This is a genomic window from Streptococcus oralis ATCC 49296 (genome assembly GCF_000185265.1).
In the GTDB taxonomy this organism is placed as follows: domain Bacteria; phylum Bacillota; class Bacilli; order Lactobacillales; family Streptococcaceae; genus Streptococcus; species Streptococcus oralis_BC.
On the sequence record NZ_GL622183.1, the window covers coordinates 1478793 to 1490937 of the forward strand.

Here is a 12145-nt window from a genome sequence, read left to right on the forward strand (position 1 = left end):
ACGATCAATAAAGTACGTAATATTTGCTACTAGAGAGTTAGGAAACATCGGGAACAGACATACTCAACAGAAACCAAAATAAACACGTCAGAAGATTGCAGAGCAGGTGAAAACCTGCTCTTTTTTCATAAGTCAACCTTTAGTCGCCTTTATCTTCTTGAGGTGCTAAAAATACGGTAAAGGAGTATGTCTTGAAGAAGTTAGATCAAAACCAAGCCCCAATTTACGAGGCTTTGGTCAAACTACGCAAGAAAAGGATTGTCCCCTTTGATGTGCCAGGTCACAAGCGTGGACGAGGAAATCCAGAACTTGTCGAACTGTTAGGAGAAAAATGTGTTGGCATTGATGTCAATTCTATGAAACCCTTGGATAATCTTGGCCATCCTATTTCGATTATTCGGGATGCAGAGGAGTTGGCAGCGGATGCTTTTGGAGCGGCGCATGCCTTTCTCATGATTGGGGGAACAACCTCATCAGTTCAAACTATGATTCTTTCGACTTGTAAGGCAAGAGATAAGATTATTCTGCCACGAAATGTCCACAAATCTGCTATCAATGCGTTGGTTCTATGTGGTGCCATACCCATCTATATCGAGATGAGTGTGGATCCTAAAATCGGCATCGCTTTAGGTCTTGAAAATGACCGGGTTGCCCAGGCCATTAAGGAACATCCAGATGCTAAAGCTATCCTAATTAACAATCCTACCTACTATGGAATTTGTTCAGACCTCAAGGGTTTAACGGAAATGGCTCACGAAGCTGGCATGATGGTTTTAGTAGATGAAGCCCATGGAGCGCATTTGCATTTTACAGACAAATTGCCACTGTCTGCTATGGATGCTGGCGCTGATATGGCGGCGGTCTCTATGCATAAGTCTGGTGGGAGTTTGACTCAAAGTTCCATCCTGCTTATCGGGGAACAGATGAATCCTGAGTACGTTCGTCAGATCATCAACCTGACCCAGTCTACATCAGCCTCTTACTTGTTGATGGCTAGTTTGGATATTTCTCGACGGAACTTAGCTCTTCGTGGCAAAGAGTCTTTTGAGAAAGTCATTGAGCTATCCGAATACGCTCGTCGTGAAATCAATGCTATCGGTGGTTACTATGACTACTCAAAAGAGTTAATAGACGGTGTGTCGGTCTGTGATTTTGACGTGACTAAGCTGTCCGTTTACACTCAGGGTATTGGCTTAACAGGTATTGAGGTTTATGACCTCCTCCGAGATGAATACGACATTCAGATCGAATTTGGTGATATTGGGAATATCTTGGCCTATATTTCCATTGGTGACCGCATCCAAGACATCGAACGTTTGGTCGGTGCTTTGGCGGATATCAAGAGACTCTACTCGAGAGATGGGAAGGACTTGATTGCTGGAGAATATATTCAACCCGAGTTAGTCCTTTCTCCTCAGGAAGCCTTTTATTCAGAGAGAAAAAGTTTAACCTTGGATGAGTCTGTTGGACAGGTCTGTGGGGAATTTGTCATGTGCTATCCTCCAGGAATTCCAATCCTAGCACCAGGTGAACGCATTACACGAGACATTGTGGATTATATCCTATTTGCCAAAGAACGTGGATGCTCCCTCCAAGGGACGGAAGATCCAGAGGTCAATCACATCAACGTCATTAAGAGAAAGGAGAACTAGATGGATTTATGGTTTTCTGAAGTTCATACTCCAGATGTGAAATTGTCCTTGAGAACTGCCAAGCAACTCTATGCTGGAAAAAGTGAATGGCAGGATATCGAAGTCTTGGATACGCCAGCTTTTGGGAAAATACTGATTTTAAATGGGCATGTCTTGTTTTCAGATGCAGATGACTTTGTCTACAATGAAATGACGGTCCACGTACCCATGGCTGTCCATCCAAATCCAAAGAAAGTATTGGTTATTGGGGGTGGTGACGGCGGTGTTGCCCAAGTATTAACCCTATATCCTGAACTAGAGCAAATCGATATTGTGGAACCAGATGAGATGTTGGTTGAGGTCTGTCGTGAGTATTTCCCAGACTTTGCTGCAGGGCTAGATGATCCTCGTGTTACCATTTACTACCAAAATGGGCTACGCTTTTTACGAAACTGTGAAGATGACTACGATATTATTATCAACGATGCGACAGATCCATTTGGACATACGGAAGGGCTCTTTACCAAGGAATTTTACGGTAATAGCTATAGAGCTCTCAAAGAAGATGGTATCATGATTTACCAGCATGGTAGTCCTTTCTTTGACGAAGATGAGTCTGCTTGCCGAAGCATGCACCGCAAGGTCAATCAAGCCTTTCCAATAAGCCGTGTCTATCAGGCGCATATTCCCACCAGTCCAGCTGGCTATTGGTTGTTTGGATTTGCATCGAAAAAATACCACCCTATCAAAGATTTTGACAAGGAAGGCTGGAAAAAACGCCAGCTTTTCACAGAATACTACACTGCAAACTTACATGTGGGGGCCTTTATGTTGCCCAAGTATGTTGAGGACATTTTAGAAGAAGAGGAAGGAAAAAAATGAGTCGTTTATTAGTTATTGGATGTGGGGGCGTTGCCCAAGTTGCTATTTCAAAGATTTGCCAAGATAGCGAAACATTTACAGAGATTATGATTGCTAGCCGTACCAAGTCAAAATGCGATGACTTGAAGGCTAAATTAGAAGGCAAAACAAGTACAAAGATTGAGACAGCCGCTCTTGATGCTGACAAGGTTGAAGAAGTGATTGCTTTGATTGAAAGCTACAAGCCAGAAGCTGTTTTGAACGTAGCTCTACCTTATCAAGATTTAACCATCATGGATGCATGTTTGGCGACAGGTGTCCACTATATTGACACAGCCAACTACGAAGCTGAGGACACAGAAGATCCAGAATGGCGTGCCATTTATGAGAAACGTTGTGAGGAACTAGGTTTTACAGCCTATTTTGACTACTCATGGCAGTGGGCTTATCAGGAAAAATTCAAAGAAGCAGGCTTGACAGCTCTTCTTGGATCTGGTTTTGACCCAGGTGTGACCAGCGTTTTTTCAGCTTACGCCCTTAAACATTATTTTGATGAAATCCACTATATCGATATTTTAGACTGTAATGGTGGTGACCACGGTTATCCATTTGCGACAAACTTTAACCCAGAAATCAATCTCCGTGAGGTTTCTGCGCCAGGTTCTTACTGGGAAGATGGAAAATGGGTCGAAGTCGAAGCCATGTCAATCAAGCGTGAGTACGATTTCCCTCAGGTTGGACAAAAAGACATGTATCTCCTTCACCACGAAGAAATTGAATCATTGGCCAAAAACATTCCTGGAGTCAAACGGATTCGTTTCTTTATGACTTTTGGCCAATCTTATCTAACGCATATGAAATGCTTGGAAAACGTTGGTCTTCTTCGTACGGATGCTATTAACTTTAATGGACAAGACATTGTGCCAATCCAATTTTTGAAAGCCTTGCTTCCAGATCCAGCCAGCCTTGGCCCACGCACAGTTGGAAAAACCAATATCGGCTGTATCTTTAGAGGTGTCAAAGATGGTGTTGAAAAGACCATCTATATCTACAATGTTTGTGACCATCAGGAATGTTACGCAGAAGTTGGTTCACAAGCCATTTCTTACACGACTGGTGTTCCAGCCATGATTGGGACAAAATTGGTTATGAACGGTACTTGGAAACAAGCTGGAGTCTATAACCTTGAAGAATTGGATCCAGATCCATTCATGGAAGCTTTGAATAAGTACGGATTGCCTTGGGTTGTGGTAGAAAACCCACAAATGGTGGACTAATGAAGTTAGAACAAGTACCCACACCAGCCTATGTCATTGACTTGGCCAAGCTAGAAGCAAACTGTCGCATTCTACAATATGTTCAAGAAGAAGCAGGTTGCAAGGTTTTGCTTGCCCAAAAGGCCTATTCCCTCTATAAAACCTATCCCTTGATTAGTCAGTATCTGTCAGGTACGACGGCTAGTGGTCTCTATGAAGCTAAGTTAGCTAGAGAAGAGTTTCCGGGGGAAGTCCATGTCTTTGCACCTGCTTTCAAGGATGCAGACTTGGAGGAATTGCTGGAGATAACGGACCATATCGTCTTCAACTCGGAGAGACAGTTGCGTAAACATGGTGCTCGTTGCCGAGAGGCTGGTATCAGTGTCGGTTTGCGCCTCAACCCTCAGTGTTCAACTCAAGGAAATCACGCGCTCTATGACCCTTGTGCTCCGGGATCTCGGTTTGGAGTTAGCCTAGACAAGATACCGAGTGATTTGCTGGACTTGGTGGATGGGCTTCATTTTCATACCCTTTGTGAGCAGGGGGCAGATGATTTAGAGACAACTTTGAAAGCTGTAGAAGAACAGTTTGGACCTTATTTACATGAGGTCAAATGGCTCAATATGGGTGGAGGACACCACATAACGAGAGAAGACTATGATGTGGATTTGCTGATTTCTGAAATCAAGCGTATCCGAGATACTTACAATCTTGAAGTCTATATCGAACCAGGTGAAGCTATTGCGCTCAATGCGGGTTATCTAGCCACTGAAGTATTGGATATTGTCGAAAACGGTATGGATATCTTGGTTTTAGATGCCTCTGCAACCTGCCATATGCCTGATGTACTTGAGATGCCCTATCGTCCACCTTTGAGAAATGGATTTGAACCGCAGGAAAAAGCCCATACCTATAGACTTTCTTCCAATACCTGCCTGACGGGTGATGTGATTGGAGATTATAGTTTTGAAAATCCAATCCAAATTGGTGATAGACTTTATTTTGAAGACATGGCTATTTACTCATTTGTCAAAAATAATACCTTTAACGGTATTGGCTTGCCAAGTCTCTATCTCATGGACGAGCAAGGTGACTGCAGCTTAGTCAAAACCTTCGGCTATCAAGACTTTAAAGGGAGATTATCATGATAGAAACTCCGAAAAAAGCAGGCTATCGTATGCCAGCAGAGTACGAACCCCATCATGGCACCCTCATGATCTGGCCAACTCGACCAGGTTCATGGCCCTTCCAAGGAAAGGCTGCAAAAAGAGCATTTACTCAGATTATCAAGACTATAGCAGAAGGGGAAAGAGTCTATCTTTTGGTGGAGCAGGACCATCTATCTGAAGCCCAATCCTATCTTGGAGAAAAGGTTGTTTATTTAGATATTCCTACTAATGATGCCTGGGCGCGTGATACGGGGCCGACTATTCTCATCAATGATAAAAAAGAAAAGTTGGCAGTAGATTGGTCTTTTAATGCCTGGGGTGGTGCTGTCGATGGTCTTTATCAAGATTATGAAGAGGATGACCAAGTAGCCAGTCGTTTTGCAGAAGTTTTAGAGATACCTGTTTATGATGCCAAACCTTTTGTACTGGAAGGCGGCGCGATCCATAGCGATGGTCAAGGAACCATTCTTGTGACTGAAAGTTGTCTTCTAAGTCCTGGACGCAATCCCCACCTGTCTAAAGAGGAAATCGAAAACACCTTATTGGAGAGCCTTGGCGCTGAAAAAGTTATTTGGCTACCTTATGGTATTTATCAGGACGAAACCAATGAACACGTTGACAATGTTGCAGCCTTCGTTGGTCCTGCAGAACTTGTCTTGGCTTGGACAGATGATCAAAACGATCCTCAGTATGCCATGTCTGCAGCTGACCTTGCCCTTTTAGAGAAGGAAACGGATGCAAAAGGTCGTCCCTTCACTATTCATAAACTGCCAATCCCAGCGCTTCATCAAGTTGTAACCGAAAAGGATTTGCCGGGCTATAGTTATGAAGAAGGGGAAGAAGAGCGTTATGCAGGTGAGCGTCTGGCAGCTTCCTATGTCAATTTCTATATTGCTAACAAGTCTGTCTTGGTTCCCCAGTTTGAGGATGTAAACGACCAAGTGGCCCTAGATATCCTCAGCAAGTGTTTTCCAGACCGTAAGGTCGTAGGAATACCAGCAAGAGATATTCTATTAGGTGGTGGCAATATCCACTGTATCACTCAACAAATCCCAGAATAGGAGAAAAAGATGAGAAATGTAAAAGTTGCAGCGATCCAGATGCAATGCGCTAAGGATGTGGCAACAAATATCCAAACAGCGGAACGTTTAGTTCGACAAGCTGCAGACCAAGGCGCACAAATCATCCTCTTGCCAGAGCTGTTTGAACGTCCGTATTTTTGCCAGGAACGTCAGTATGACTACTACCAGTATGCCCAGTCGGTGACAGAAAATACAGCCATTCAGCATTTTAAAGTGATTGCTAAGGAACTACAGGTTGTTCTACCCATTAGTTTCTACGAAAAAGATGGAAATGTCTTGTATAACTCAATCGCCGTCATTGATGCAGATGGAGAGGTGCTGGGCGTTTATCGGAAGACCCACATACCAGATGATCATTATTATCAAGAAAAGTTCTATTTCACGCCTGGCAACACTGGTTTCAAGGTCTGGGATACTCGCTACGCTAAAATTGGGATCGGTATCTGTTGGGATCAATGGTTCCCTGAAACAGCGCGCTGTCTTGCATTGAATGGGGCAGAATTGCTCTTTTATCCTACAGCTATAGGTTCAGAGCCTATCTTAGATACGGATAGTTGTGGTCACTGGCAACGTACCATGCAAGGGCACGCAGCAGCAAATATTGTCCCAGTTATTGCAGCCAATCGCTATGGCTTGGAAGAAGTCACTCCTAGTGAGGAAAATGGTGGACAGAGTTCCAGTCTTGACTTCTACGGTTCCTCCTTTATGACGGATGAAACAGGAGCTATTCTAGAGAGAGCTGAAAGACAAGGTGAAGCTGTTCTATTAGCCTCTTATGATCTTGATAAGGGAGCAAGTGAACGCCTCAACTGGGGACTATTTCGTGATAGAAGACCAGAAATGTACCAACGAATTACAGACTAGAAGGTAACTTTCATAATAAATTTTTGATATTCACGCCTGTCTTACAAAAATGTAAGATAGGCTTTTTAAATGTAAGATGGGTGTACGATTATACGTGGAAATGTATGCTATACTCTATGTAGATCAAAAAGAAAGAGGTTTATTATGAAAAAATGGAATGCAACGCAGTTGAAGTATCTGATGGCGGCAGTAATGGTTCTAGACCATATCCCTCATATCACCGGAATCGTTTCTCCACTGTGGGAAGGTATCTTTCACGCCTTGACCCGTTGTGTGGGAGTTTGGTTTGCCTATATGGCTATGGAAGGATTTATCTATACTCGAAATTTGAAAAACTACCTCATCCGCCTTTGGTCTTGGGCGCTTATCATGTTTGCTGGAAATAGCCTACTCAATGCCCTATTTGCATCCAAAGGGGTAATGGTCAATAATAATATTTTCTTTACTTTGGCCATCGGTGTCACTATGCTTTGGATTGGTTTTCCTAGAAAAGAGCTGGATAAAAAAGAGAAGTTGTGGCGTCGGATTGGGGTTGCTGGTCTCTTGATTTTCGGTTGTCTTTTTACTGAGGGTGGTATCACCATGCTACCATTTCTTTTGATTAGTTACTCTTGTCGAAATCGTAAGGGATTGCGAAATCTCCTCTACGCCTTTCTGTGGGCCTTTCTGTTAGTGACTTCCATCCAAATTTACGACACTTGGCACCAAACACTGGAAATGATGCTTTACAATTCTGACTGGCTCTTTATCACCGTCTTTCCTTTTATGGCCTTGTATAATGGACAGCGAGGAAAAGAAACTAGTTGGAGTAAATATTTCTTTTATATTTTCTACCCAGCTCATCTATGGATTATAACTCTGATTGCTTATTTGCTTAAGTAGATTCAATATTCATTAGCTCCTTCTTGCTTAAAATGTGAGAGGAGCTTTTCTGTATCTGGAATTCACAACAAAACATGTTATAATAGTTTTAGAAAGGACGAGGTTTATGGCGAACATACTTGTAGTTGAAGATAATAATGAAATCCAGGAAATCTTAAGAACCCTTCTTGCAGAGGAACACGAGGTGATCCAAGCCTTTTCTGGTACGGAAGGTATCATGCGATTTGACAAAGGTGGCATCGATCTCGTCTTGCTAGATATCATGCTCCCTGGGAAAAATGGCGATCAAGTCTTGCAAGCTATTCGACAAACGAGTCAGACTCCGGTCATCATGCTTACTGCTTTAGGTGATAAAAAGCTCATCAGCCAATATCTCTTAGATGGTGCCAATGATTATGTAGTAAAACCTTTTGATTTGGACGAAGTCTTTGCTAGAGTCACCGTGCAATTACGCCAAAGTGGTGAACATCAGTCAGGAGATCGAAGAGAAATTGATAACCTCGTACAAAACTTTAAAAATATCCAGTTCGATGCGGATAGTTTTGAAATAAGTAACGCAACTGAAACCATTCGCCTTGCAAAGAAAGAGTGTCAGATTCTCCAAATGTTGCTCCATCATCCTAAAAAGATCTTCACCAAAGAAGAACTCTATGAATTGATTTGGGAAGAAAGTTACCTGCCTGGAGACAATACGCTCAACACCCATCTAAGCAATCTCCGTAAGAAACTACATCAACTGGATCCAAATCACGAGTACATCGAAACCATTTGGGGAGTTGGTGTTCGATTAAAAGGAGACAAATAATGAATTACATTTTGATATCAATATTACTCCTTACTAACATTATTTTGTCGATTTCTTTGATTCGCTATCATATAGCAATTAGAGATTTAAGCAGACAAATTGAAGAAAAGATTCGCTCTGGTAGCATGAAGAGGATCGGTGTAAATTTCTTTTCAAAGACCATTTTGCGTCTACATAACCAAATTGAGAATCTATTTCAAGAAGTGGAGCAAAATCAGCTAATCATGAAGCGTGAAAAACACACCTTAGATATGGCAATCAGTAACATTGCTCATGATATTCGGACACCTTTGACAATCGCTTCAGGATATACCCAGCAACTAATAAAACACCCCGATAATAGTTCAGAAACCTTAAATAAAATAGCCCATCATCAGGATTTGGTTTCCAAACGGTTGGAGGCTCTCCTTGAATACCGTCATTTGATGGAAGGAGCAATCAAACCGAAACTGGAAGAACTTGATTTATCAACTTTTATAACGAAAAAGACTTTAGCTTATTACGACGTTTTTCAATCTTCACAGATTATTCTTGATTTTAATGTTGAACCAGGATTGAAAACGACGACTGATGAGGACTTGCTTGATCGAATTATACAAAACCTTCTTGGAAATGTTCTCAAGCACGGCAAGGAGAAGGCTCGACTTTCTTTGAAAAAGGAAGACAATAGCCTTGTTTTGAAAATTGATAACCTAGTCAAAAAATCTATCAAGAATATAGACAATCTCAGCAATCGTTTTTATTCTGAAAATATGTCGGATACTGAAGAATCCTCTGGTTTAGGTCTCTATATTACTGAGGAATTAGTTCATCTTCTTGGAGCGGATATGAAACTAGCCACTGATGGAGAATGGTTTTCAGTCTTTATTTATCTTTAACAGAAGAAACCTCCTCTATATCCTAGAGGAGGTCCTTTTTATAAGCTTTTCTTCTTGAAAATAATCAGTCCACTGAAAGAGAAGAAAAGTATGACTGTTACGCAAACCGTGATGGTATAGAGAATAGCTTGACTATTAGTAGTCATAGCATAGGCAAAATCTAGAATTAAATATCGTAGAATTTCAATGTCTGGGAAAACAAGAATTGGAATAGAAACGACAATAGAGCTAATCAGATAACCAATAAATACGGCAAGATAAGAATGAGTTAGGTAGAGAATAAAGGAGACAATCGAAAGCCAAGCGAGTAGGCATAGAAATTGAAGGGAAATCGTCAAGAGGAGATTGGTAACAAAACCATCAGGCATTGTACCAAGTCCATTTAGTAGAGTCGCGGGAATAAAGGCAATCACAAGACTGGTGATGAGTTGTAAGAGAGCGATACTTGCTAGAACAAAGAATTTAGCAAGGAAAAATTCTGTACGAGAAACGCCAACTGTCAAACTATTTTTATAAAGCTTGCCGATTAAATCGACCCCAAGAACTAAACACACTAGAATAATACAGAGGAAAACGAGGTTTGAGCCGTTATTTGACGCGTTGATTAGAGCTTCAATCCCATTCCAACCATGGGTAGGAAGCTCAGGTGGTGCTGCCTGAACTGACATTAGATGCCCTGTAGCGCCAATAGTAGCACCCAGTAACATAAGTACAAAGAGAATGAATTCTGTAATCCAGAATCCTTTGGAGCGGAAAAGACGGTAAAAATCTGCTTGAATGGTATGTATCATGATTTTTCTCCTATTCTACCAATTGGGTGAAGTATTCTTCTAGGTTTTGACGGGCAAAGTAAATCTCATCAATAGCAACATCGGCCAAAGTTAGTTGCTTAAGAATCTGTTTGACATCTTGTTCATTACCAAAGATATGGATTTCATTGTCAGGATTGACAACCTTAAACTGTAGCTGGATTTGTTCTTTCAATACCTGACAAGCTCTTTCTTTATCGCTTGTTTTAAGCACAATATAATCCTCGCTTAGTGTTTCAAACTCAGCTTTACTGATTTCACGGATAATCTTACCTTGATCCAGAATACCAAAGCGATTAGCTAAGAGATAGAGTTCTGACAAGATATGGCTAGAGATGAGGATAGTTATGCCTTTTTCTTGATTGAGTCGCTGGATCATGAGACGAAATTCTTTGATTCCAATCGGATCGAGACCGTTAATAGGTTCATCTAAGATCAGGAAGTCGGGTTTGGATAGGAGGGCAATGGCGATGCCAAGCCTTTGTTTCATTCCTAGTGAGAAATCACGAAAGACTTTTTTCCCTGTATCTGACAAGCCAACATAGTCCAAGGTTTCATGAATCACCTTATCAGCATTTGGAATATGACGTATCATACAATAATATTTCAGATTTTGATAAGCTGTCAAGTGATTGTGAGCTACAGGTGATTCGATAACAGAACCAACTCGAGATAAAGCCTTGGTCCACTCATTTTCTTCTTGGCTAGAAAAGAGAGAAACTGTACCTTTGTCCGCAAACAATAATTGTGTAATGATTTTGATAAGAGTAGTTTTACCTGCTCCGTTTTTTCCAATTAGGCCATAAATATCTCCCTCTTTTATGGTTAGACTAAGATCTTGAAGAATAGCTTGTTGACCGAATTGTTTGGTCAGTCCATGAATTTCGAGTACTGTTTTCATGATTTTCTCCTTTTGATTTGTTTTACTAACTTTAGTATAAGGTATAGAAATCAAAGAAACATCAAGTAATTCTAAAGAGTTTCTAAAGTTTTGTAATTCTTAAAAGAAACAAAACCCAGTTGATATGAACTGGGCTTCTCAATTATAAAATATACTTCTCAATGGCGCGTGCAACGCCGTCTTCTTCATTGCTGGCTGTAACGTCATTAGCAAGGGATTTGACATGGTCACTGGCATTTCCCATTGCAATGCCCAGTCCTGCAAACTGAAGCATTTCGATATCGTTATTGGCATCGCCCAAGGCCATAATTTCTGAGGGCTCGATCTTCAAAATAGCTGCTAGTCGAGAAAGAGCAGTAGCCTTTGTTGTTCCAGGTGGCATGGCTTCATAAATGACAGGCTGCGAACGAACGCCGCTAAATCGTTGGCAGAGCTCCTCAGCAAACCGCTGCTCAAAATCGTCTGTTTGCTCTTTTGTTCCTAAAAACATACCTTGGAACATCCGATACTTGCCACTAGTCGCTTCCTCAAGGGAAATTTCAGTCAAGTCTGAAAAGACTAGCTTGGCATCATTTTGAACAATTTCATTAGGCTTGCCACCGAGGACAAAATAATGTTCCTCATCAAAAAGAGTCAACTGAACGTCGCTTTTTTCTGCTAGGTCATAGAGGTATTCAATGTCAGTTGGACTGAGTTCTTGCCAGTCCACTAGACTCCAGTCACTGGTCTGATGGGTTGAACAACCATTATTGACAATGACGTACTCGTTCTGGAGGTCCAGTCCCAGTTTTTTGTAGTAAGGAAGAACACCGAAAAGCGGGCGACCTGTACAGAGAACCAGTTTGACACCTTTTTCAATGGCTTGGTGAATGGCAGTGATGTGGGCTTGTGGGATTTCCTTGGCTTCATTAAGGAGGGTTCCGTCCATATCCAAGGCTAGTAGTTTAATCATAAGACTTCCTTTTCTAGGTGTTTTGCTTTTATTATAGCATATAGACTATAAAATG

At 41.5% G+C, this 12145-nt stretch carries 12 protein-coding genes; 9 read left to right on the forward strand and 3 right to left on the reverse strand.

What is annotated here, in order from left to right; translation table 11 throughout:
- Nucleotides 1–191 precede the first annotated feature (191 nt).
- From HMPREF8578_RS09380 to HMPREF8578_RS09420, 9 genes are all read left to right on the forward strand, one after another.
- Entirely contained in the window at nt 192–1652 is a 1461-nt protein-coding gene (locus HMPREF8578_RS09380; protein WP_000732149.1) for an aminotransferase class I/II-fold pyridoxal phosphate-dependent enzyme, read from the forward strand.
- Entirely contained in the window at nt 1653–2513 is an 861-nt protein-coding gene (gene speE / locus HMPREF8578_RS09385) for a polyamine aminopropyltransferase (RefSeq protein ID WP_000366710.1), read from the forward strand. It begins immediately after the preceding gene.
- Nucleotides 2510–3769: a saccharopine dehydrogenase family protein gene (locus tag HMPREF8578_RS09390; protein ID WP_000088760.1), complete on the forward strand. Its 1260-nt coding sequence runs from the start codon at nt 2510–2512 to the stop codon at nt 3767–3769. Before speE ends, HMPREF8578_RS09390 begins: the two co-directional genes overlap by 4 nt.
- Nucleotides 3769–4896 carry a carboxynorspermidine decarboxylase gene (gene nspC / locus HMPREF8578_RS09395; RefSeq protein ID WP_000764355.1) on the forward strand — a complete coding sequence of 376 codons (1128 nt, stop codon included), beginning with the start codon at nt 3769–3771 and terminating at the stop codon, nt 4894–4896. The genes HMPREF8578_RS09390 and nspC overlap by 1 nt, the downstream gene beginning before the upstream one ends.
- Nucleotides 4893–5978: an agmatine deiminase gene (aguA, locus tag HMPREF8578_RS09400; protein WP_000573464.1), complete on the forward strand. Its 1086-nt coding sequence runs from the start codon at nt 4893–4895 to the stop codon at nt 5976–5978. Before nspC ends, aguA begins: the two co-directional genes overlap by 4 nt.
- 9 nt (nt 5979–5987) lie before the next feature.
- Nucleotides 5988–6863, forward strand: coding sequence for an N-carbamoylputrescine amidase (gene aguB, locus HMPREF8578_RS09405; RefSeq protein WP_001246711.1), 876 nt, complete (start codon nt 5988–5990; stop codon nt 6861–6863).
- Between the two features lie 144 nt (nt 6864–7007).
- Nucleotides 7008–7745 (forward strand): TraX family protein, encoded by a 738-nt coding sequence (locus HMPREF8578_RS09410; RefSeq protein WP_000759209.1) that lies wholly within the window; start codon nt 7008–7010, stop codon nt 7743–7745.
- A gap of 106 nt (nt 7746–7851) precedes the next feature.
- Nucleotides 7852–8550, forward strand: a complete 699-nt coding sequence (locus tag HMPREF8578_RS09415) for a response regulator transcription factor (RefSeq protein ID WP_001284149.1) — start codon at nt 7852–7854, stop codon at nt 8548–8550.
- Nucleotides 8550–9428, forward strand: a complete 879-nt coding sequence (locus tag HMPREF8578_RS09420; protein ID WP_001106753.1) for a sensor histidine kinase — start codon at nt 8550–8552, stop codon at nt 9426–9428. Before HMPREF8578_RS09415 ends, HMPREF8578_RS09420 begins: the two co-directional genes overlap by 1 nt.
- Nucleotides 9429–9466: 38 nt before the next feature.
- On the opposite strand, the gene HMPREF8578_RS09425 is transcribed toward HMPREF8578_RS09420, so the two are convergent.
- The 3 genes from HMPREF8578_RS09425 to HMPREF8578_RS09435 form a co-directional block, all read right to left on the reverse strand.
- Nucleotides 9467–10219: an ABC transporter permease gene (locus HMPREF8578_RS09425; protein WP_000581971.1), complete on the reverse strand. Its 753-nt coding sequence runs from the start codon at nt 10217–10219 to the stop codon at nt 9467–9469.
- A gap of 10 nt (nt 10220–10229) precedes the next feature.
- Entirely contained in the window at nt 10230–11138 is a 909-nt protein-coding gene (locus HMPREF8578_RS09430; protein WP_000859680.1) for an ATP-binding cassette domain-containing protein, read from the reverse strand.
- Between the two features lie 142 nt (nt 11139–11280).
- The gene (locus HMPREF8578_RS09435; RefSeq protein WP_000593605.1) at nt 11281–12090 is read right to left on the reverse strand and encodes a Cof-type HAD-IIB family hydrolase; all 810 of its coding nucleotides are present in this window, start codon (nt 12088–12090) and stop codon (nt 11281–11283) included.
- Between the last annotated feature and the right edge of the window lie 55 nt (nt 12091–12145).